The sequence below is a fragment of the Rhizobium grahamii CCGE 502 genome (assembly GCF_000298315.2).
Classification (GTDB): Bacteria; Pseudomonadota; Alphaproteobacteria; order Rhizobiales; family Rhizobiaceae; genus Rhizobium; species Rhizobium grahamii.
Genome location: NZ_AEYE02000022.1, coordinates 155,970 through 177,180, shown reverse-complemented (window position 1 = coordinate 177,180; position 21,211 = coordinate 155,970). Strand labels below are relative to the sequence as shown.

The 21,211-nt window shown below is 58.8% G+C and carries 22 protein-coding genes and 5 pseudogenes; 7 read left to right on the top strand and 20 right to left on the bottom strand.

The annotated features are described in order from the left end of the window. The first annotated feature begins 527 nt into the window (after positions 1-527). On the top strand, positions 528-1,571 hold the full coding sequence (rsgA, locus tag RGCCGE502_RS19025) for a ribosome small subunit-dependent GTPase A (protein WP_016555815.1): 1,044 nt from the start codon (positions 528-530) through the stop codon (positions 1,569-1,571). 639 nt (positions 1,572-2,210) lie between these two features. Continuing rightward, on the top strand, positions 2,211-2,588 hold the full coding sequence (locus RGCCGE502_RS19020) for a hypothetical protein (RefSeq protein ID WP_019280147.1): 378 nt from the start codon (positions 2,211-2,213) through the stop codon (positions 2,586-2,588). Positions 2,589-2,775: 187 nt separating this feature from the next. Here RGCCGE502_RS19020 and RGCCGE502_RS38770 read toward each other — a convergent pair. The 3 genes and pseudogenes from RGCCGE502_RS38770 to RGCCGE502_RS38055 form a co-directional block, all read right to left on the bottom strand. Next, a pseudogene (locus RGCCGE502_RS38770) lies at positions 2,776-2,877 on the bottom strand (dienelactone hydrolase family protein); the annotation flags it as partial. Positions 2,878-2,885: 8 nt separating this feature from the next. Beyond that, positions 2,886-3,221: a dienelactone hydrolase family protein gene (locus tag RGCCGE502_RS38060; protein ID WP_280114300.1), complete on the bottom strand. Its 336-nt coding sequence runs from the start codon at positions 3,219-3,221 to the stop codon at positions 2,886-2,888. Positions 3,222-3,259: 38 nt separating this feature from the next. Further along, positions 3,260-3,496: a hypothetical protein gene (locus tag RGCCGE502_RS38055; protein ID WP_016555812.1), complete on the bottom strand. Its 237-nt coding sequence runs from the start codon at positions 3,494-3,496 to the stop codon at positions 3,260-3,262. A gap of 252 nt (positions 3,497-3,748) precedes the next feature. Between RGCCGE502_RS38055 and RGCCGE502_RS36690 the strand changes: the two are divergent. Together RGCCGE502_RS36690 and RGCCGE502_RS35495 are read left to right on the top strand one after the other, a co-directional pair. Next, positions 3,749-3,901 (top strand): annotated as a pseudogene (locus RGCCGE502_RS36690) (MFS transporter); the annotation flags it as partial. 288 nt (positions 3,902-4,189) lie between these two features. Further along, positions 4,190-4,369 (top strand): annotated as a pseudogene (locus RGCCGE502_RS35495) (SDR family oxidoreductase); the annotation flags it as partial. A gap of 379 nt (positions 4,370-4,748) precedes the next feature. Here RGCCGE502_RS35495 and RGCCGE502_RS19005 read toward each other — a convergent pair. From RGCCGE502_RS19005 to RGCCGE502_RS18965, 9 genes are all read right to left on the bottom strand, one after another. Next, positions 4,749-5,477 carry an SDR family oxidoreductase gene (locus tag RGCCGE502_RS19005; RefSeq protein ID WP_016555810.1) on the bottom strand — a complete coding sequence of 243 codons (729 nt, stop codon included), beginning with the start codon at positions 5,475-5,477 and terminating at the stop codon, positions 4,749-4,751. Positions 5,478-5,498: 21 nt separating this feature from the next. Beyond that, positions 5,499-6,230, bottom strand: coding sequence for an SDR family oxidoreductase (locus RGCCGE502_RS19000; RefSeq protein ID WP_016555809.1), 732 nt, complete (start codon positions 6,228-6,230; stop codon positions 5,499-5,501). A 24-nt stretch (positions 6,231-6,254) separates the two neighbouring features. Then, positions 6,255-7,325 (bottom strand): ABC transporter ATP-binding protein, encoded by a 1,071-nt coding sequence (locus RGCCGE502_RS18995; RefSeq protein ID WP_016555808.1) that lies wholly within the window; start codon positions 7,323-7,325, stop codon positions 6,255-6,257. 65 nt (positions 7,326-7,390) lie between these two features. Continuing rightward, positions 7,391-8,161 (bottom strand): SDR family NAD(P)-dependent oxidoreductase, encoded by a 771-nt coding sequence (locus tag RGCCGE502_RS18990; protein ID WP_016555807.1) that lies wholly within the window; start codon positions 8,159-8,161, stop codon positions 7,391-7,393. A 1-nt stretch (position 8,162) separates the two neighbouring features. After that, on the bottom strand, positions 8,163-9,203 hold the full coding sequence (locus tag RGCCGE502_RS18985; protein ID WP_016555806.1) for an NAD(P)-dependent alcohol dehydrogenase: 1,041 nt from the start codon (positions 9,201-9,203) through the stop codon (positions 8,163-8,165). Positions 9,204-9,208: 5 nt separating this feature from the next. Continuing rightward, positions 9,209-9,412: a DUF2160 family membrane protein gene (locus RGCCGE502_RS18980; RefSeq protein ID WP_425327257.1), complete on the bottom strand. Its 204-nt coding sequence runs from the start codon at positions 9,410-9,412 to the stop codon at positions 9,209-9,211. A 4-nt stretch (positions 9,413-9,416) separates the two neighbouring features. Next, the gene (locus tag RGCCGE502_RS18975) at positions 9,417-10,250 is read right to left on the bottom strand and encodes a carbohydrate ABC transporter permease (protein ID WP_016555804.1); all 834 of its coding nucleotides are present in this window, start codon (positions 10,248-10,250) and stop codon (positions 9,417-9,419) included. Then, on the bottom strand, positions 10,247-11,125 hold the full coding sequence (locus tag RGCCGE502_RS18970) for a carbohydrate ABC transporter permease (protein ID WP_016555803.1): 879 nt from the start codon (positions 11,123-11,125) through the stop codon (positions 10,247-10,249). The genes RGCCGE502_RS18975 and RGCCGE502_RS18970 overlap by 4 nt, the downstream gene beginning before the upstream one ends. 138 nt (positions 11,126-11,263) lie before the next feature. Beyond that, positions 11,264-12,694 (bottom strand): extracellular solute-binding protein, encoded by a 1,431-nt coding sequence (locus RGCCGE502_RS18965; RefSeq protein ID WP_016555802.1) that lies wholly within the window; start codon positions 12,692-12,694, stop codon positions 11,264-11,266. A gap of 244 nt (positions 12,695-12,938) precedes the next feature. On the opposite strand from RGCCGE502_RS18965, the gene RGCCGE502_RS18960 reads away from it, so the two are divergent. Next, positions 12,939-13,862 carry a helix-turn-helix domain-containing protein gene (locus RGCCGE502_RS18960; RefSeq protein ID WP_016555801.1) on the top strand — a complete coding sequence of 308 codons (924 nt, stop codon included), beginning with the start codon at positions 12,939-12,941 and terminating at the stop codon, positions 13,860-13,862. A 540-nt stretch (positions 13,863-14,402) separates the two neighbouring features. Here the strand turns inward: RGCCGE502_RS18960 and RGCCGE502_RS18955 are convergent. The 5 genes and pseudogenes from RGCCGE502_RS18955 to RGCCGE502_RS18935 form a co-directional block, all read right to left on the bottom strand. Beyond that, positions 14,403-14,873 carry a nuclear transport factor 2 family protein gene (locus RGCCGE502_RS18955; protein ID WP_016555800.1) on the bottom strand — a complete coding sequence of 157 codons (471 nt, stop codon included), beginning with the start codon at positions 14,871-14,873 and terminating at the stop codon, positions 14,403-14,405. A gap of 104 nt (positions 14,874-14,977) precedes the next feature. Continuing rightward, positions 14,978-15,304 (bottom strand): nuclear transport factor 2 family protein, encoded by a 327-nt coding sequence (locus tag RGCCGE502_RS18950; RefSeq protein WP_016555799.1) that lies wholly within the window; start codon positions 15,302-15,304, stop codon positions 14,978-14,980. 13 nt (positions 15,305-15,317) lie between these two features. Further along, positions 15,318-16,301: a saccharopine dehydrogenase family protein gene (locus RGCCGE502_RS18945; RefSeq protein ID WP_016555798.1), complete on the bottom strand. Its 984-nt coding sequence runs from the start codon at positions 16,299-16,301 to the stop codon at positions 15,318-15,320. A 1-nt stretch (position 16,302) separates the two neighbouring features. Beyond that, positions 16,303-16,698, bottom strand: a complete 396-nt coding sequence (locus RGCCGE502_RS18940) for a VOC family protein (protein WP_016555797.1) — start codon at positions 16,696-16,698, stop codon at positions 16,303-16,305. A gap of 15 nt (positions 16,699-16,713) precedes the next feature. Continuing rightward, a pseudogene (locus RGCCGE502_RS18935) lies at positions 16,714-17,458 on the bottom strand (SDR family NAD(P)-dependent oxidoreductase). Between the two features lie 136 nt (positions 17,459-17,594). On the opposite strand from RGCCGE502_RS18935, the gene RGCCGE502_RS18930 reads away from it, so the two are divergent. Together RGCCGE502_RS18930 and RGCCGE502_RS35490 are read left to right on the top strand one after the other, a co-directional pair. Further along, complete coding sequence (locus tag RGCCGE502_RS18930) at positions 17,595-18,476, top strand: AraC family transcriptional regulator (protein WP_016555796.1); 882 nt, start codon at positions 17,595-17,597, stop codon at positions 18,474-18,476. 275 nt (positions 18,477-18,751) lie between these two features. Further along, a pseudogene (locus RGCCGE502_RS35490) lies at positions 18,752-18,913 on the top strand (SDR family oxidoreductase); the annotation flags it as partial. Positions 18,914-19,672: 759 nt separating this feature from the next. On the opposite strand, the gene RGCCGE502_RS37385 reads toward RGCCGE502_RS35490, so the two are convergent. The 3 genes from RGCCGE502_RS37385 to RGCCGE502_RS18915 all read right to left on the bottom strand — a co-directional run bounded on the left by RGCCGE502_RS37385 (position 19,673) and on the right by RGCCGE502_RS18915 (position 20,925). Then, positions 19,673-19,843 carry a hypothetical protein gene (locus RGCCGE502_RS37385; protein ID WP_016555793.1) on the bottom strand — a complete coding sequence of 57 codons (171 nt, stop codon included), beginning with the start codon at positions 19,841-19,843 and terminating at the stop codon, positions 19,673-19,675. Positions 19,844-19,941: 98 nt separating this feature from the next. Beyond that, complete coding sequence (locus RGCCGE502_RS18920) at positions 19,942-20,151, bottom strand: cold-shock protein (RefSeq protein ID WP_016555792.1); 210 nt, start codon at positions 20,149-20,151, stop codon at positions 19,942-19,944. A gap of 279 nt (positions 20,152-20,430) precedes the next feature. Next, positions 20,431-20,925, bottom strand: a complete 495-nt coding sequence (locus RGCCGE502_RS18915) for a YciE/YciF ferroxidase family protein (protein ID WP_016555791.1) — start codon at positions 20,923-20,925, stop codon at positions 20,431-20,433. Positions 20,926-21,211: the final 286 nt, after the last annotated feature.

The window sequence follows — 21,211 nt, the reverse complement described above, 5'->3', positions numbered from 1 at the left end:
CGGGTCTATCTGAGCGCGACGTGAGACTATGATGGTCCGGCGTGCGTGCTGGCGATGATTCATAGAGAGACCGAGTTATGAGCGGCTCGTTAAGACTGTCGACACTTTTGGTCGGTGTGCTTTTCGCGGGGGGCCCGCAAAGCATGTCGATCGAGCAGGAACCCAGAGCATTTCAGTCCCAAAGGATGGATGTTCACCTTCCAAACAGGTTTTTACATCGTATTAGCAACCTCAGATATTGCTCTCTAGGGAATCCGGAGGGGGCTCTCATGCGTTCTTTGCGTTATGACAGCGCATAGTCAATATGGGCAAAGGTACGATGCAATCTACGTTGCACGGACCCACTTTGCCCTTTCCTTGGAACCACTGATACTGATGGTGGACTCCTCGCCACGAGGGACTCGCCCTTCGACGGGCCTCCATCACGAAGGAAGATTGGACCGATTATCCCGTGGCAATAGCTGGTCGGCCGCGATAAGGTGCTTCGAAATCCTCTTAATCCTCCGATCTCAACCTGCGGAGCGCGCATGCCGGTCTTTCCCAATGCAGATCCTAGTTCCCACATTCCTTCGCCACTGGAACTGCTTGGATGGTCGGAGTTCTTCGCGGATCAGGTTAAGCCCAGCGAGGTGGATCTCGTTCCTAGACGCGTGGCTTCGGTCCACCGGGCACGCATCGACGCAATCGACGTCAGCGGACCCATCGGGCTGGAACTTCCGCCCAATATGAACACTGCTGACTTCGCGGTAGGCGATTGGGTCCTTGCCGATCCGCTGACGGGCATGCTTGTAAGCCGTCTCGACCGAAAAACCGTGTTTCAACGTCGCTCTGAGGGCGGACATGGTCAGCAACTGGTTGCGGCCAACGTGGATAGCCTGTTGATAGCGACCTCGTGCAATGCCGATTTCAATCTTGCCCGGCTTGAACGTTATTTAGTCATGGCCAACCAAGCGGGGAGTAATCCGGTCATTGTGCTGACGAAGGCTGACACCGCCGACGACGCTGGCATATTTGTGGAGCAAGCCAAGGCTCTGCAACGTGACCTGCCCGTCGTTGCCCTGAATGCGCGCTCGGCCGACCCCGTTTCGATGTTGAGGCGGTGGTGCGGCGTTGGCCAGACGGTGGCGGTAGTGGGATCTTCCGGCGTCGGAAAATCAACGCTGGTGAACACCATGACGGGGGCCGCATCCCAGTCAGGGCAGAAAACCGGGACCATCCGCGAACATGACGCGCAAGGCCGGCACACCACGACGGCACGATCGCTCCATGCCATTCCAGGCGGCGGCTGGATTATTGATACGCCAGGAATAAGGACACTCTACGTCAGTGATGTTACCGATGGAATTGACACTCTTTTTGCTGAAATAGCCGAGTTGGCACCACGATGCCGTTTTCGCGATTGCACTCATACCCATGAACCGGGCTGCGCCGTTCAGGCAGCTGTCGCAAGCGGTGCCGTGGCCGCCGATCGCCTGGAACGCTGGCGAAGCCTGCTTGCAGAAAACCGCGACCGGACGCCGGTGGTCAGCGGACCACGTGGCAACAAGATCGCCAGCAAGAAGAAATACTGAGGTGTGCAGGTTTCGATACCCTGTTGTTCGGCGCCAGGCAAAGTGCGGCGCTATGGTTAAATGGTCTGAGCGAGTACTACCGCCGTGGCATTGAAATCTGGCGACAACGATACTCAGTTCCGGCCCCTGTGAGAACAGCTTCGGTGTCCAGTTGCCGCCGCAATGGGATATCGGAATATACATTCAGGGCTTGAATGCATCACTCGACCAAAAGCCCAACCGGGACACTCTCCGGAATATACGTTTCGTACCCGGAGAATATTATGGTTGAGGCCGTTGGGCATCAAAAAGGAGCCTGGCGGGGGCATTTCAAATCAATCTGAATGGACGTCGAGTAGATTTGCTTTACCGCCAGTTTTCGCGCACGCCACGGGGAAACACAATAATACCAGTTACCCCCAGCTCGATGCCGACCTCCATGATTTGCTTTAGGGGGACACGATGAAGCGTGAGTTAGTCCGTGCGGAAGTCCGCTCATGAAGGCTCCGAATGAAGATCTTTGTGGACCGCGATCGGCATTGATCGAGTGAGAGGGTTCAGCTCAGAACCCCAGCTTTGTAGTCCTGGTCCGGTCGCTCCCTGCAGGTGTATTGAATGTTCGATGCTGCCGCCCAATGTAGGGTGAGATTGGAGGCCCCTATGTTCTACGTCATCCTTGCTCTCTGTGTTGTTGCATGTGCCGTGGTGATCGGAAGATATTTTGCGGCGAGAGCTCGTTTTGTTGAACAGGCAATCGATGATGCCGTCGCTCGCAGCCTCCTGAAATCATCGACGATGGTGGAACTGAGGGATTTAAGAGAGTTGAATGGTGTCATGCGCAACCTGTTGATTGATCTGGTGGAGAACGAGGATCCCGCACTGCCAAGTGTCGACCGCCTATCGGCCACTGAAAAAAAGCGCCTCTTAAGTGCCCGTGAGCAGCGACGGCTGGAAATCTATAATGAGGCTGTTTTCGTCCTTCTACAGACAGCAGAAACCCAGGCTTCGACAAAGGACCAGGCCGCTGATCCAAGGTAAATCGTTCTTGCCGAGGGACCGGCTTATACGCCATCCCAGCAGCCTGGTACCCGAAAATTGCGTGACCCATTCGATCAACGAGCGGCTCACATTCAGCAGGTTGCAGGCGGCGACTAATCAAGGTCATCGTCAGGAGCGCGATTGTGCGGGACCAGGCTTGCTTCGCTGCCTCGGCTGAATAGTAGTGCGCACTGTTGCTGTCGTCATCGAAACCGCGCTCCCTGTTCTGATAGGTGAAAATCTTTGCCTTCACGCCGGTCTTCTTCACCGCGGCGGCAAACGCCGGAATCTCGGGATCTACAAACTGGTCTCTGCCGGCGAGGTTGAGCAGGAGTGGCGTTTTGCGCCCACCTCGACCGGAACTGGCAGGTGCCCATAGAAGATGACCGCGCTATTGAGAGCAGTCCCTTTGGTGACGACGTCGTCTATTGCGGTTGCGCCCAGCCCAACGCCAATTGTCCCAATCTTCCCGGAGCTCCGGCCGTCGGATTTCAGCCAGAGCAACGCAACTTCGGTATCGGCAATCGTGCCCGACCTGGTCTCCATTCCCACCGTTTCAAGGGCCGGTCCGACTTCGGCCGGCGTCCCACCAAAGCGGGAAGCATGGTCAGGCGCCAGCGCAATAAATCCCACGCCTGCCAAGCGCCTTGTGACCGCCTCGAAGTGCGGTGTCAGACCCAACTTGTCCTGACCACAATAACACCGGGATGAGGCCCGGTGTTGGCCGGTCGGGCCAGATAGCAGTCAATTTTACCCCAATCCGTATCGATAGCCGCCCGTTCGGTGCGCACTCGTGGGTCGTCGTTAGTTGTTTGAGCAGCATTCGCATACTGCTCGACATGGCACGAGAGCAGCGCCGTCACGGCCGCCATTCCTGCCAGGCAATCCGCCGTATCAAAAAGAAACATCCGGCGCTTCATGTGTTCAAGAAAGTTCGCGTCATGTCGACCTCCGCTGCGCGTAAGAGATGACAGCGCAGCTCTCCGACCGTAAAAACCTTGGTCGCATATGCCTGCGGCCCGAGAGGCGCTTCGTCGATAGAGGTTTGTGTCGCCCTATCAATCTTCCTCAGGCGGTTTGACGTGTCGAAACTGCAGAAGCAACAGCAAATCGTAGACGATCTTCAGTCCGGCGCAGATGAGGAGCGGCCCCGCGCGGGTATGAGACCGCTGCTGACGCTCTGGCTCCTTGAGGGTTTCGACCTCTCGCTTTCCCAGGCGGGCATCTTCTTCTTCTTCTGGACCGGTGTGCTGTCTGCCTGCTCCTTCCCTGTCGCCGCACGGCTGTCCAAGCGGATCAGCCTGATCAACACCAGGACTGGACAACAAATACTCCGGCCAAAGGGTCGAGGCTAAACAAATCTGCCAGCTTCACGACGATTGAACGCGCTTCTCGGCGGCTTTTTCTACGCACGTATTCCGCCACGCATCTTTCACCACTCGTTGGAGCAGTCGAAGCCTCTCGGCCAGTCGCCGCTGCAGTGGCATAGAGAACAAACATCAGCTTGATCGCCGTAAGTTGGTCCAGCCCAACAGTCGCCATAACCTCGGGCATGGCGGCGGCGAGTGAGCCGACCACAAGGCTGTAACGGGCAAAGAGGCTCGTACGCGGCCCGAAAGTCCTTCCTGATACATACCCTCTACGCAGGCTCAAAGGCAGCAACGGCCGCCTTTGCAAAAAACTGCGCGATCGAATTCAAGTCGCGACGCATCCGGGTCAATATCCTGAGTCCAGGACCGGTCGAGGCGGAAATCCTCGCTAAGCTGGGCGTATTGGATTCTCACGTGATTTCAACGGTTTAGCGGAGGAGCTTGAAATTCCCTCTGTTTTCCCATCGCGAGCGACCGTGGATGCCACCTTTGTGCCCTGGCTTTGGGCATCAGTCAACTGGGCGGTCGAGCGGCAATAATTTCCGCTGTCGGACCTCACGTTTTCGGCGAGGCGGCCATAAGGCTCGCGGCAGTTTTGTGCGTTCATTTCGGAGGTTAGCGCAATTGATCGGTCGTCGCGAAGCGGCCGTCGTGTCGTTCTGACCAACTTGATGCAGCGACGAAAAGCCTACGCGACAAAATTTAATCCGGCGCTTTCGTTTGCTTGTTATGGCAGGCTTACGGTGTGAAGCCCGGAATTGAGCTTCCGCACCGACTTGGCATTCCTCACCTACACGTCGAAATTTGTCGGCAAGACAATCATGTCCCGGATCGTGACGTTTCGCGGTCGGGTCAGCATGAAGATGATGGCGTCGGAGACTTCGGATGGCTCGATCAGGCTGCCATTGGCTTTTGCCTTCTCAAGGTTTTCCGTAGGCCAGTCTGCGAGCAGGGCAGAAACGACCGGGCCGGGGGAGACCTGGCTGACCCTGATGCCGTGGCTTTTGAGTTGCCGGCGCATGATCTGGACGAAACTGGTAATCGCCCATTTGGAGCTGGAATAGACCGGCTCCCATTGGATCGGCGCATGACCGGCCACGGAGCAAGTGACCAGAATGTCCCCGGTCCCGCGCTCAATCATGTGCGGAGCGATGTCGCGGACGTTTTTCATGACGGCGTTTATGTTGAGGTTGAGCATCCGATCCATTGTCGCGGTATCGGTATCGATCAGGTCCCCGCCAATGTACGAGCCTGCATTGCAGTGCAGGATGTCGAGGTGATCGACCTTTGCCAGGATTTCCGGAACCATAGCCGCACAGCTTGCGGCGTCCAGAAGATCGGTAACCTGGATCACGACGGCGTCGCCGAACTCGGCGGCGTAGGTTTCGAGCGCCTGTCTGTTGTAATCGACCATCACAACCCTGGCGCCGGCATCGATCAGGGCACGGGTCGTGGCCAGCCCGATACCGGACGCTGCCCCGGTCACCGCAGCGATCTTTCCTTCAAGTGGTTTTGTCATCTTCTTGTCTCGCTCTTGGTTTCAGACAGCAAGGAACCCGCCGTCGACTGGCAGGACTGCGCCACTGATCATGGCCGCGTCCTCTGAAATCAGCAGTGCGATCGAACGCGCGATGTCGTCGACCTCTGCAAAACGCGCCATCGGGTGGCGAACGATCATCGGATCACGTTTGGACGGTTCGGACCACGCCTTTGCGGCAAGCTCCGTCATGGTAACCGTCGGCGCCACTGCGTTGACGCGGATTCCATGGACGCCGAGTTCCTTTGCCATGACGCGTGTCGCGCCTTCCAGTCCCGCCTTTGAGGCGGCATAAGCCACATGATCAACGAAACCACGATGTCCGGCGATCGAGGTGACATTCACGATCGTCCCGCCGCCGCCACCGTTTGAGATGCGAGCCCGGGCGAACTCCTGCGCACAAATCAGCGCGGCCCGCAGGTTGATGCCAAGCACCTGCTCGTAGCCTTCCTCGGTCATATCGAGCACGCTTTCGAGCACGTTGGTTCCCGCGCAGTTGATCAGCGCGTCTGCCAGCCCCGCGGTCTTCATGGCGGTGCGTGCCGCGGCATTGTCCGCGAGATCGACCGATATAACGGTCGCGCCGAATTTTGCCGACAGATCATCCAGATCGGCCTGCGAGCGCGACAGGGCGACGATCCGCGCGCCGCGCTGCGTGAGCAGTTCAACGCAGGCGCGACCAATGCCCTTGCCAGCACCGGTGATGATGACTGTTTTTCCTGTAAAGTCCGACACGGTCTACCTCCCGATGCCTGTTGCTCAGAACGCCAGTCTCTGGTCGGTTTGCTTGTCGAACACATGAGCCGCGGCCGGATCGACGTTAAGCCGTATTCTGTCGCCCGTCTTCAGCGCATGGCGCTCCCGAAAGGCGCATAACACACGCTGGCCGGCCAACTGGGCTGCCAACAGAATTTCGGCACCCGTCGGCTCGATCAACTCGACGGTCGCCGGCACGCCCGTATCGCCATGCGACAGTATCCACTGATCAGGACGGACCCCGTATATCACCTCCTTGCCATTGCTTGCCCTGATACCTTGCGGAAGGGGAAGGGCCGATCCATCGGCGAGCCGCGCGGAGTTCGCAGAGAGATCAATCGTGGCCGGCAGCATGTTCATCGCCGGCGATCCGATGAAACCGGCGACGAAGGTATTGGCCGGTCTGTCATAAAGCTCCAGTGGCGCACCGATCTGCTCCACCTTGCCGTCGCGAAGCACGACGATGCGGTCTGCCATGGTCATGGCTTCAATCTGGTCATGCGTGACATAAACAGATGTCGCCCCGAGGCGCTGGTGAAGAGCCTTGATCTCCGAACGCATATCAACGCGCAAGGCGGCGTCCAGGTTCGATAGGGGCTCGTCGAAGAAGAACGCCTTTGGGTTACGAACCATCGCGCGCCCCATCGCGACACGCTGTCGCTGGCCTCCCGAGAGTGCCTTCGGATATCGGTCGAGATAGGGCGTGAGCCGCAACATCTCGGCAGCCTTATCGACCTTGGCGTTGCGATCTGCAAGATTTTCGCCGCGCAACTTCAGTGCGAAGGCCATGTTCTCCCGGACGGTCATGTGCGGATAGAGCGCGTAGTTCTGGAACACCATCGCCACGTCACGGTCCTTGGCGGGGATGTTATCGACGCGATGTCCGCCAAGCTTGATAGAACCGCCGGTGATCTCCTCAAGGCCCGCAAGCGATCGCAGCAGCGTGGATTTGCCGCAACCGGAGGGTCCGACAAGGACGACGAACTCGCCGTTGGCTATATCGAACGAGATGTTACGCAGTGCGTGATAGGAGCCGTAATGCTTGTCAACCTGGTCGAGCTCGATCGTCGCCATATCTCAATCCTCAGTCAGTGTGGCGGCAAGGCCGCGGATCATTCGGGACGGGTGCGGGGGCAGTTTCACCATGAGGTGTACCCCGCATCCGCAACCACAATGCTGCCGGTCATCAGGCTGGCGGCATCGGAAGCCAGGAACAGGACGACGGACGCAATTTCCTCGACGTCGCCCATGCGCTTCATCGGCGTCATGTCCATCCAGTCCTTGTCCCACCCGGTCTTCTCGATCGCAGCCTTCGTCATGTCGGTTGCGATATAAGTCGGTGCGACGGCGTTGACGCGGACGCCACGCTCTGCCCATTCGGCCGCAAGCGATTTCGTCAGCATATGAACGGCCCCCTTCGAGGCGTTGTAACCGGCTTGCGGCTGCGGGCGGTTGGCGATGATGCCGGACATAGAACCGATATTGACGATCGAGCCCCTTCCCGCCTTCAGCATCAGGTTTCCGAAGGCACGATTGCTCCAGAACACGCCGTTGAGGTTTACGTTTGCGACCCTCAGCCAGTCTGCATCGGACATTGCCTCCGCCGGGCTGTGGGCGGCAACGCCGGCATTGGCCACCAGAATGTCCACGCGTCCATGCTTGGAAGCGATCGCCGCCGCGACGCGGTCGGTTTCGCCGGAATCGGTCACGTCGAGGCGTACGAATTCGGCCTTTCGGCCCATCGCGGCGAGTTTCGAGACGGCCGACTGGCCGTGTTCTTCATCGAGATCGGTCAGCACGACATGCGCGCCGGCTTCAGACAGCGCATCAGCGCAGGCATAACCGATGTTGCGTCCTGCACCGGTGATGACCGCGACCCTTCCGCTCAGATCCAACTTCTGCAGGTACATGCTACTTGCCGAGCTCGATCTGGATCTTCACCGAAGACGGCTTCGGCCGCACGGCGTAATCGAACGCTTCGACAGAATCCTCGAAGGCGTAAGTATCGGTGATCAGCGCATCGACGTTGATCTGGTTCGAGCCCAACAGCGCGACAATGCGCGGATAGACATGGGCGTAGCGGAAGACGTGCTCGATGCGCAGTTCCTTCGTCTGGGCGATGACGATATCGAGCGGCACCGGCTGCAGCGGCATACCGACAAAGACGATGGCGCCGCCGGGGCAGCCGTGATGCACCGTATCTGCGATCACTCCGGCCGCGCCGGAACATTCAAAGACGACATCCACGCCCCAGCCGTCGGTTTCGCGGGCGATGACACTCTTCAGGTCCTGCGAGCGGACGTTGACGGTCATGATGGCGGGGCCGAGCTTGCGCGCCACGGCAAGCTTCTCATCGACAACATCGGTGACGATCACCTTGGCGCAGCCCGCCGACAGCGCCGCGATTGCTGTCACCATGCCGATCGGTCCGGCGCCTGTCACCAACGCCACCGCGCCGGGTGTGAGTTTCGCCTTGGATACTGCCTGAAAGCCGACTGCCAGCGGCTCGACCATGGCGCCGGCGGCGTAGGACACATTGTCCGGAAGCTTGAAGGTGAAGGCAGCCGGGTGAACCACTCTCGGCCTCAGCACGCCATGCACCGGCGGCGTTGCCCAGAAGCGCACTGCGGGATCGAGATTGTAGAGCCCCAGCCGCGACGCGCGGCTTTGAGGGTCGGGAATGCCGGGTTCCATGCAAACGCGGTCACCCACCTTCAGGTTCTGAACGGCGCTGCCGACCTCCTCGACAATGCCGGCGGCTTCATGGCCGAGGATCATGGGCTCGCGCACCACGAAGGGGCCGATGGCGCCGTGCGTATAATAGTGAACGTCCGAGCCACACACACCCACGGTCTTGATGGCGATGCGCACGTCGGTGGGGCCGAGCACCTCTTTGGGGTCCAGGTCGCGAATGCGCAGTTCGTCTTTTCGTTCGAGAACGAGTGATCTCATGTCTTTCAGCCCTTTCGGATAATGAATACGGCCAGTGCCAGGCAGAGCACCGTTGCCACCCACAGGGGCAAGACGCCCTCCAGGAAGCGCATCCAGAGAAGATGCACCAGGATCAGGATTACGACCGAGATGAACCCCCTGTCGAAGCCGTTGGTCCGGATCGGCAGGAACCCGTCGCGTTCGGTTTTCTGAGGTTGAAAGCCAGCCATCATCTTACCCTTTCAATGCACCGAAGGTGAGGCCGGTCACGATGTGCTTCTGGACGAAGCCGAGCACGACCAGGGCCGGAAGCGTGGTGAGGAACGCCATTGCCGCCATCTCGCCCCAGTTCGTTCCGGTGACGGAGACATATTCGGCGAGCGCTGTCGTCACGGTCCTGGCGCCAGCCGAAGACGTGAGGGTCGCTGCGAACAGGTACTCGTTCCAGGCGAAAATCCAGGTCAGGATGAAGGTGACGGCCAATCCCGGCCGCGCCAGCGGCAGGACGACATGGGACAGCACCTGCCCCGTCGTCGCACCATCCACCCGCGCCGCTTCATCGAGCTCCAGCGGAATCCCGTCCAGCATGCCCTTCAGGAGCCAGATGGCGAAGGGAAGGTTGAAGACGCAATAGAGCAGGATCAGGCCGATCTTCGTGTCGAACAGCATGAAATCGCCGAAGACGAACCACTTGGTGAATAGCAGGAAGAGCGGCAGCAGAAACACGGCCGGCGGCGCCATGCGGTTGGTGATCAGCCAGAAAAACACGTTGTCACCACCGCTGATCTTGTAGCGCGACAGCCCGAACGCCGCGAGCAGGCCGAGCGCGCACACAAGCGCTGCGTTCGATGTCGCCACGACCAGCGAATTCCAGAGATATTGCAGGAAGGTCGAGCTGTTCAGCACGGCCAGGAAATTGTCCCAGTAGAGATCGTCGATGAGGAACGACTTCGAATAGAGCTTCACGCGGGGGCGCATCGAAACGACCAGCATCCACCAGACCGGAAGCAGCGTCAGAATGGTCAGACATACCCAAAGGACGAACGAGGTTATACCGGAGCGTCTCATTGTGCGCCTCCCTTGCGGCCGGTCATGGCGACGAACAGCAGCCAGCTCAAAACGATTGTGACGTAAAGCGTGAGAAGGGACATGGCCGCGCCGTAGCCGTAGTCCGTCTTCGGAAAGACGTTGATCCAGATATGAAGGCCGATGAACCGGGTCGCCTCGGCCGGGCCGCCCTTGGTCAGCATCCAGATTTCGTCGACCGAGCGCAACGCATCCATCAGCCGGATGAAGACGGTTGTCAGCAGCACGGGCTTCAACATCGGCACGATCACGTACCAGAATATCTGCAGCTTGTTGCCGCCATCGATCTGTGCCTGTTCGAGCGGTTCTTTCGGCAAGGCGGTCAGCCCCGCCATGAGCGACAGCGTGACGAACGGCGTCCAGTGCCACAGGTCCATGATGATCGCGGTGGCGAAGGCGTGATAGGCGTTGGTCGAGATGTTGTAATCGATGCCGAACCACAGTTTCAGGTAATAGGGCACGATGCCGAAGCCGGGAACGCACAGCAGCCGCCAGGTGGCGCCGACCGCGATGGGCGCGACAACGATCGGCAGGGTGTGGATTGTGCGAAAGAACTGCCGGCCCCACAAACGGTCTGCCATCAGCGCGCGGGCCAGGACATAGCCAAGCAGCAGTTCGCTCACAACCACGAAGAAGGCGAAGACCAGCGTGCGCGCCAGCGAGTTCAGGAATGTCGCGTCGAAAACGAGGCTTCGGTAATTCTGGAGGCCGGCCCAGCGCAGCGTGGGATCGACTGCGTTGGTGTTCCAGTCGAAGAAGCCGACATAGAGAATGTAGATGAAGGGTATGAACCCGACAACGAACAGGATTAGCGTGGCTGGTGCTAAAAACAGCCATCCGATGTTGGATTGTCTCATCCTGCGCTCCGTCAGATCGTGATTGAGTCTTGTTCGCCCGACTTCAACGTCGCGGGCAGACCCCGCAAAACGCAGTCGGGAAACGGGGCGGCCACCTTGTTTGAAAGGTGACCGCCAACCGCCGGGAGGTACGGTTTTTTACTTGCGGTAGCCGAGTTTCACGAGCTCGGCTTCGGCTGCTGTAGCGGCCTGGTCCAGCGCATCGTCCGGTTTGATCTCGCCAACGATCGCCTTGTAGATGAACGGCGCGACGACCTGCAGAACCTGCGAGTGGAACGGGAAGGGCGGCGCTCCGGCGAACAGCTTTCCGTCTTCACGCATCAGCGTGTAGTAGCCGTTCATCTTCTTGTCCTGATCGACGATCTTGGGATCGTCGTAGGTCGAGTTCATGACGATGCGGGAGCCGGCCAGCGCCCAGTCGGTCTGCACGGAAGGCTGCCCGATATACTGCAGGAAGAGCAGCGCCGCGTCCTTGTTCTTGGACGAATGCGGGATGCCGAACGCGCCGCCATCGTAGTAGCCGATATATCCCTTGCCGGATTTGGCTGCTTCCATGACGCCCGGCTCGACCGGAGGCAATGCCACGCCCACCTTGCCGACAACGGTCGATTTGTGTGCGTCGGTCGCGATCCAGGCAGCGTTTTCACCGTAGACGAGACCCTGGACTGCGCGGCCGGCGGCAAATGTCCCGGCAACTTCGTCCCAGGTCGACGACGTCGATTCCGGCGGTGCGTATTTCAGCAGGTCGACCCAGTAGTTAAGCGCCTTCTTCGCAGCGGCCGAGTTCATCTGGCCGCCGTTGGCTTCGGTGGCCGCGAAGGTCGTGCCGTCGATGCCCCAGTTGTAGACGCCGAAGGTCGGCGCGACCGACTCGAAGAATTCATAGAAGGAGGCGGGATGGCTCGACGCGGCCTGTACGGTGGTTCCCCAGAGCTCCTTGTCCGCGCCGTATTCGGCGAAGAACTTGGCGATCTGGGTATACTCTTCATGCGTCGTCGCAGGCTTCAGATCCGCACCCGTGGAATCCTTGTAGGCTTTCTGGATCGCCGGATCGTCGAAAAGGTCCTTGCGGTAGAGGTAGGGCTTGATGAAGGCTTCCATGGGCACGCCCATGACATCACCCGACTTCGGATCCTTGAAGTAGTTCAAGAATGTGGTGAAATTCTCCGGCTTGAAGTCCGGCGAAGCGATCTTAGTGTTATCCGCGAGCGACTTGGTAATATCGACCAGGAAGTTGCGGGCCAGATACGTATAGACGATATCCTGCTCGATATAGACGAAGTCATAGATGCCGGTATTGGCTTCCATGTCCTTGATCGCCTTGTCGTACATCTGGTCCCAGGATGTTGCCTCGAATTCGACCTTGATACCGGTCTCTTCCGTAAATTTCGGGCCAAGCACCTGCTCGACATATTTGGATGCGGGGGTCGATTCAGAGATGCCCCGGATGGTCGCGCCCTGATAGGGCTGAGCTGCAGTCTTCCACCAGGAATCCTGCGCAAGAGCGGTTGAGCTCCAAAGCCCAAGCGAGATGAAGCCGACGCCTACGGCTTTGACGAAACTGTTCATGGTTCTCCTCCATTTGGATCGCAAAATCGGTCCGGTTGTGCGTGTTAAACTCTCCTCCGACACGCTCAACAGACCTCAATAGTTGAGGAAAGAAGGGGTGGACACAAGCGCGGTCGTTGCGCGATACTGATACTCTCATGCGCGAAATGCCGAAAATATCCATGAAATCTTGTGTGCGTTGCACAATCTAATATTGATTGCCACGCAACGAACATGCTTGGGAAGAACGGAAGGGTTTCTGCAAATGTCAGTTATTTCGCCGACGGTCGCGAGATTTGAATATGTGTTGACCGGTGCCGACGAGTCCTTCCTGTGGCGCCGCGACGACTACCCCTGGGAACGCAACGTCTGGAATTTCCACCCGGAAGTAGAGATCCATTACATTCCCAATGCCAGTGGCGTCCTGCTCGCAGGCGATCATGTCGGTGCGTTTACGCCAGGCCATATTTCCGTCATCGGCAGCAACCTGCCGCACGACTGGGTGACACCGCTCGGACCGGACGAGCGCATCCCGGGACGCGACATTGTTATCCAGTTTTTACCTGCCAAGTTGGAGCAAGCTTCGGCTTTCCTGCCGGAACTCGCGGGGCTGCGAGACTTTCTCGCCCGGGCGCAACGGGGGCTCTCCTTCAAGGGCCGGGCGCGGGAACAGGCGGAGGCGCTGATACTCGGCATGGAGTTCCAGACCGGCTCGGTGCGGCTTTCGACCTTCCTGTCATTGCTCTCGCTGCTGCGCGATACGGACGAGTACGATACGCTGTCTTCAGAGGCTTATGTGCCGGACCTGAGCTATGGGTCGCTCGAGGCCCTGCAACAGGTCTTCGCTTATATCTTTGCCAATCTGTCGGAGGACATAAGGTTGCCGGACATGGCTCGCATGGTCGGCATGAGCGACAGTGCTTTCTCGCGATTCTTCAAGAAAAACAGCGGTCACAGCTTCACCGACCACGTCAACAAGCTTCGTATCTGGAAGGCGGGCCAGCTATTGACCGATACCTCTATGCCGATCACGGACATCTGCTTCGAGGTCGGCTATCGCAATCTGTCAAATTTCAACCGCGTCTTTCTCCGCCACCACAACTTAACACCCTCACGATATCGGAAATTGTCCACCAACCGCAGAACCTTTCCATTACCTCAGACGGTGACAGACAATATGCGTGTGTGACGAGCGCAAAAGGATGGTTTTCGAGCTCTCGTCCGCTTATGCGTCGTCGACGCCTGAAAATTGCCATTTCGGTCTCGGCCCCGTTGCGGTCATTGCCCGCGGGTCCCCAGCTAATTCCCCTAGCCGTCTTCGGGCCCGGCCGATTGCCGAAAAATTTGGAACATAGATCGTGCAAGCCTTTGGGAAGACGTCGCTTTTTCGTGGGGGAGGAGGTTGCCAATTTGCAGCGAAAAGTAGGATTAAAACGGCTTGCCTGGAGAACCTGGTTTCTCACATAATTTCAACGACTTAGCGAAATATGCCTTGATTTCCTTATTTTTTCCTGCCGCGAGCGACCGTGGATGCCACCTTTGTGCCCTGGCTTTGGGCATCAGTCAACGGGGCGCGAGAGCGGCAATAATTTCCGCTTTCGCGAAGAAGGTTGCATCGCCGGGGATGGCCGCTTTGCGCCAAAGCAGACATCGCGCTACCCGCCGCCATAAGCTACTAAGGCGGAGACAATGTCTCGTCGCCGCCCTCCTTGAGTACACAAAATAGAGGCTAGATTCCGGAAAGAACTACGATGTCACCGGAGCGCCAGATATTGTCGACCGTGTTGCGGGTAATGACCCAGATGTCGCCGCTCCTCTTCAGCTCGACGTCGTAGCGGTTCTTCATCAGGTAGTAACGCGAGGGATCGCTGCGGGGAACGTGCTGCGCCTCGACCAGAACATCCATACGTGCAGTGTCGCCATCGATCGTTACCCGCGGATTGCTGACGGAATGCGTGGTGTCCAAGGTGGAGAGTGATGCTGTCAGCGCCGAGACTATGACATCTCGGCCCTCGATGACTGGATACTCGAAGCCGGCCTTGGCAGCAGCCGGTCGGAAGTCAGAGACAGCATTCTCCGCCAACGATGAGGTGAGGAGATTGTTGTCGCGAAGATCGATGCCGGCCGCGAAGCGATAGAGAGCCTCGACGACGGCGAGCCGGTCCACGGCGTCCTGTGCAAGCGATTCCGATGTGGTCATGAACGTGCTCCTTGTCGTTCCGGAGGCCTGCGGAATGCAGACCGTCCCCGGCATCGGCGCGCTGGCCGCCGATATTTCTGGTTCGATAGGACTGTTGGGGTCTGTTATTCGAGATCGGCGTCGATGCGCTCGATCAGGCCGATGGAATTGATTGTGATCTTCAGGATGCCGATCTCGTGTCCGAAATCGCCGGTGAAATCGAGCCGGACGTCAGAATGAAGGTCGTCCACCTCCACGACAGACAGCAGCTTGCTGCTGGTGCTGTAGCCGACAAAGAACCGCTCGAGGTATTGGCGGACACCAGTGTGGCCAATGAAGGCGTCGCCGACCGAGACGTCTTCGATGACGGCGTCGGTTGCGAAGAGGGACAGTGCCCCTTCCACGTCGAAGGCATTGGCGGTCGCGATGAAGGATTCAACGAGCTTCTGCATAGTGCCGGCTTCGTCAGGCGTCGATGATAGTCGTGTCGGCGACGGTTTGTGCGAAGCCGTTTCCGAACAGCGCCGACGGCGTCTGGAAACCGGGACGGACTTCGCCCTCCAGGACGCGCCGGCCAGCCGCGGCTGCCGCCATCGCCGTGAACGTGTAGCCGTTGACCGTATCGAGGATGGAACGGGTGACCTTGCCGTCCGCGGCGGTGACTTCGACGGACGCCTGGTAGCGGTTCGCCAGCCTCTCCTCTTCACTCGGCCCGTCCGGGAGCGTCGAAAGATCGCCCTGCGGGAAGCCATTGCCGGTGACATGCACGAAGGTCTCGACATCGGGAACGCCCGTCGCCCGCCAGATAGTGATGAGATCGGGCAGCGTCACCGGGAAGCAGTCGACCGCGCCCTCGCCGAAATCGAACTTGAGAATGCCATCGGCGGCAATGGCGACAAGCTCGCCGTCCACCCGCGCCAGGGTCTCGACGGTGACGTTCTCCATGGCGCTGATCGCCGATCCGCGTGACAGCCCGCCCGCCACATGCAGCGCGATCCTGATCTTGCGAGGGTCGTTCACACGCGACAGCGCATGTCCCGCGAGGCTACCGAGCATGGCGACGCTGCCACCACCGCCCGGCATGAGCATGACACCTGCAGCCTTCGCTCTGTCGTCCAAAGTCTCGGCCAGACGATAGCTGTCGAGTTCGGCGGCGGTGTCGAGATAGTGCACACCGTTGCGGATCGACGCCGTCATCAGGGCATCGGCCGTGCGCATAAACGGACCGGCGCAGTTCAGGAGGACGGAGATGCTGACTAGGGAGGTATCGATCGCTGCAGCATCGTCGAGACCAAAGACGCGGTATTCGACGCCGAGTTCCGCAGAAAGCGTCGAAAGGGTCGCTTCGTTCCGGCCGGCGAGAACGAAGGGCGTACCGGCCGCTTTCGCATGCTCCGCTGCCATGCGGCCGGTATTGCCGGTCGCGCCGTAGACCATCAGTTTGGTCATGTCAGTGCTGCCATTCCTTGTAGACGAATTCGAGGCTGTAGCCGTCCGGGTCGCGAACCTGGGCGGCGTAATAACGAGGGTCGTAGTGGAGCTGTGCTCCCGGCGGATGAATTTCCGAGGCGCCTGCCATCATGGCGGCGGCGAAAGCGGCGTCGACCTGGGAGGTGCCATCGGCGACGAAGCCGACATGGGCCGCGCGGCCTTCGGCCACGCCGTCGCGGAGCCAGAAGAATACCCGGCCGTTCGCGCCGAACCCCTTCAGATCCGGATGACCGGGAGGGCCGTTCTTGCCTTCGTAGTCGTGGGCGTGAACGATGCCGAGTCGGGCCAGCGCCGCCTCGTAGAAGGCGATCGAGCGATCGATGTCGCTGACGGAAATGAAGACATGATCGAGCATATCGCTCTCCTTCGTTCAGATGATGTAGCCGCCCGCGACCTCAATGTTCTGGGCGTTGATCCAGCGGTGCTCGCAGGACAGAAGGCTAGCGACGACGCCGCCGATCTCTTCAGGCTCGCCAACGCGGCCGAGCGCGGTCGGGCCTGCAAGCATGGCCTCGAACTCGTCATTCAGGCCGCCGCCGAGTTCGGTGCGGATTGCGCCGGGCGCGATCGAGTTCGCCCGGATGCCCCGCTCGCCGAACTCCTTGGCCATGTAGCGGGTCAGGACTTTCCAGACCACCCTTGAAGGAGGCATAGGGCGCGACGCCTGCAGTCGCCACGCGCGTGGTCGCGCTGGTAATGTTGATGATCTGGCCGCCGTCGCCCATCAGCGGCAGCAGGATCTGGGTAAGGAAGAACGGCCCCTTGAGATGGACGTTGAACAGCCCATCGAACTGTTCTTCCGTAACGGTCGCGATCGGATTGAAAAGGCCGTATCCGGCATTGTTGACGAGATAGTCGAAGTCGCCCCGGCCGAAGACGGACTGCAGGCCCAAGGCAACAGCGTCACGAAACGCCGGAAACGCGCCGATGTCGCCGACGTCGAGTTTTAGGGCAACGGCCTGACCGCCGATCTCCATGATCGTCTTCACGACATCGTCCGCTTTGGCAGGGTTGCTGTTGTAGGTCACGACGACGCCCATTCCTCTGCGGGCGCATTCGATGGCTGTGCTGGCTCCAAGACCCCGGCTTCCTCCGGTGACGATGACGATCTTCATGGCTGTTTCCTTGCCTGTTTGCTGTGCCCTGAAGCTAGGTCTGCGCCGTCTCGCCCGCTCACCTATTCCTCTCTGAAACTTGCCTATTTCTGCTGCCCTGTTGCGGAGGCGGTCCTGACCTGTCACGGTCATCTCCATGGAAAAGCAACTTCAGGAACTGCGTGACCTGGCCTCTTCGGCGGAAAACCGCCGCACGGAAACGGGAATTCCACGCGTTGCGATAGTCCAGGGCGAGATCCCGGCGCATCGGCTTTCGGCCGTCTACGAGCCGATGATCAACCTGATCCTGACTGGCTCGAAGACGATGACGGTCGGCGAACGGACATTCGCCTACGACCCGGCGACGTATTTCGTCATGTCGGTCGACCTTCCGGCGGTGGGGTCGGTGCACCCTTCGGTGTCGGGAGAACCCTACCTGGCGGTAAGCCTGACGCTCCACCCGCCAACTGTCGCCGCCCTCATCAGCGATCTGCCCGTGCAGGTCTGCAGCAAGCTGTTCGGCTCGGGCTTCTCGGTTGCGCCGGTCAACGAGGAATTCCTCGACGCCTGGGTGCGGATACTCCGGCTGATGGAGCGCCCGGACGAAGTCGCCGTGCTTGCACCTGCTTACGAACGTGAGATCCTCTTCAGGGTGCTGCAGGGCCCGCTGGGCTGGATGCTGCGGGACATTGCCGCGCCAGATGCAGCGCTGTCGCGGATCGGCATTGCGATCCAATGGATTCGAGAAAACTTTGCCAAGCCCCTGAGGGTCGAGGCTCTCGCGGAGATGGCGGCTCTGAGCGTCTCAGCGTTCCATCGACACTTCAAGGCAATCACGGCGCTCAGCCCGATCCAATACCAGAAACAGGTCCGCCTGCTGCACGCGCGCAGGCTTTTGATGGCCGGAGAAGGAACGGCGACGTCGGTCGCCTTCGGCGTTGGCTATGAAAGCCCGAACCAGTTCAGCCGGGAATACGCAAGGCAGTTCGGGCTACCACCCTCGAAGGATGTCGTCCGGCTTCGGGGCGAGGCCGTGTGACGGGACGCTTTCCTCCAACGGCCGCTTCGGGCCGAATGCGGCCTTCCGCCTCGCGCCAAGAGGAGACATTGGCTACGGTGGGACGTATTGTAGCGGGTTGCTTGCGGGTCCCCAGCCAATTTGCCGAGCCGCCTTCGAACAGGACAGATGGCCCAAGGATCTGCGGCCGAGATCGTCCAAGTTATTGAGAAGACGCCACTTTTCCGTGCGGGAGATAGTCGCCAATTTGGATTGAAAAATCGCTCAAAGATGCTTGGCTGGGGACCTTGGATTCCCAGCGGCCGGCATTTGAAGACCACATGGCCTCGCTGATTCCTGCAGGGCGCCTCGGCCAGCCAGAAGAGTTGGCGCGCGCCGCACTCTTCCTCGCCTCCGATGCAGGAAGCTTTGTCAATGGGATCGAGCTTCATGTCGATGGGGGAATGCTACTGACTTAGATCGATGGGTTGCTGATCGCTGATAGCTCGACATCGTCCTCAGATGGGCGGTTCGCGAAATCCGCATGAATCGTGGAAGCGCTCGATCGCTCACCTGCGGTCGGTACTTAAAATACCTCGAACCCACCCTCCAGATCAACGAAGTCCGGGAGACGAGGTCGACGACGACGAACAAAGCAGCGCGTTGGTGCGGCGTGGCTGGCCCTATTTAAGGAGGCGCGGCGGGCCGAACCCGGGGACTCAAGGCACGCTAACGGCGTAAGTCTAAGTGTTTTGCTCCACACCCCGTCTAAATTTATCCGGTAACCACATTGCCGTCGACTTGCGTCCATGAAACTTTACTTGCGAATGCTCTTCTTCCTTGGAGTCTCGACGGGTGGCTGGGCCAAGGATGGTTGGGCTAGTCGGAGTGCCCTCGGGTCTCGGGTTTTCTTGTGCCGCGCAGTAGCTTCGGCATCCAGAATAGTCCTGGCAGTTGCGTTCGTCTGAGCGACCTTTGCATCGGCCGACCGTTTAGCGGGCTTGAGGAAGTCTGGTCTGGTGGCCGTCATTTTCTTCCTCCGTGGGGTATTTGCATTTGATCGCAAAGCGTTAGTCAGGACCGGCGGGCGGAATAGACAACGCCACACCGTGTCTCCGACAAAGGCCTTACTGGCACAGTGTAAAAAAACGCCGCGCCTCCTCACGAGCCTTTGGTAAGGACTATCGGTCCCCACCATTGCTCCGGACAAGAGATGACTGAAGAGGTCAAGCTGAGGATCAAGACTTTCGGGTGCTTCGGCGACTGCTATCTGCTTTACCTTTCGCAGACGATGTCTTGGCATCGTACGCCTGTCCAAAGTTTGTGCCGCCAAGATGGCCGCCGCCGCTGGTGTTCTTCACCTGGCGTATTGCCCGCTGGATTTGCTGTTCAGCATTCGTCTTCTTCATTTAAATTGCTCCTGAAAATAAAAGGTCTGGGTTCGCCCCGGACCTCTGAGACAATTCGGTCAATGCCAGTACATCCGTGGTCAAAGACCGAGGTCCGATTACGCAACCTGGAGATTTTCAGCCGAGCTCTTGCCCGAACGTCCATCTTCTACAACGTCGAAGCTCAGTTTCTGACCTTCCGACAGGAAGCTCATCCCCGAGCGTTCAATCGCTGTTATGTGAACGAAGACGTCTTTCGAGCCATCCGTTGGCTGGATGAATCCGAAGCCTTTTGTCGCATTGAAGAATTTTACAATACCAGTGGCCATGACGATTACCTTTCAATCGCGCGATTAGTCGCTGCCCAACGCGAGCCGTCGGCAGTCAATGATCGATGTCTGAAAGAAAAGGTTCGCCAGCTGCGGTAAAACGCAAAGCAAAGCTCAAAAAGCAAATTTCGATAAGCTAGATATAAGCGTCATCGAGCAATATTCAAGTCAATCAGGGGGAATAACCCGACGCCAGTCACAGGCACGGGGGCAAGTTACCCGGTGCCAGTAAGACGAGATGTAAAATGAACAAGGGCGGTCAGGGCCGCCCTCGTTTCGTCATGCCGCCTTTGAACGGGCCATGGTTTTATTAACCGACGTTACAGCCAGGTTGGTGAGTTTGTTGTTTGTCGCTTTCTCCTGGTCGAGGATCTCGCTCAGGAGCTTGTGCGCCTCATCATGGCCGAGGTCCTTGGCCCACTCCCGCAACGAGCCATAGCGGGCGATCTCATAGTGCTCGACAGCTTGGCAAGCGGCAAGCAGGCCTACGTCCAACGCAGTCCCTTCAGCCTCTTTCATCAAACCATCTGCCTCCTTGATAAGCCCTTCAATGGCGTCGCATTTTTCGCCAGATGCCGTTTTGCCGATCGACTTGAAGACCTGCTCCAGCTTTTTAATTTGGTCTTTAGTTTCCGACAGGTGGTCCTCAGCCGCCTTTTTCAGCTCCGGGCTTTTCGCTGCCTTGGCGACCTTTGGTAGCGCCTTTGTGATGGCGTTTTCAGCGAAATAGACATCCTGCAGCGTATGCTCGAAGATTTCAGCCAGCGATTTCATGATTTTTCTCCTTCTTGGCAAATTAAGTGCAGGGGAGAAATCGTCAAACGGCCTAATCGTTCCAGTTAGCACCTTTAAAACGCCGGGCCTCCGGCCGATGGCGACGCAGCAGCTAGACTGTCGAGACCGAAGATCTCGCCAACGGTCATCAGAAAACGCATTGGCCCGCGCGTTTGCAAGAGTATTTTCGCCAGTCAGTTTGCGCTACACAACGATTGGCTAGAAATATAGTACGGATACGAGGGGAAACATTCGACCTCGCAATCATTGATAACCAGTGCATCTC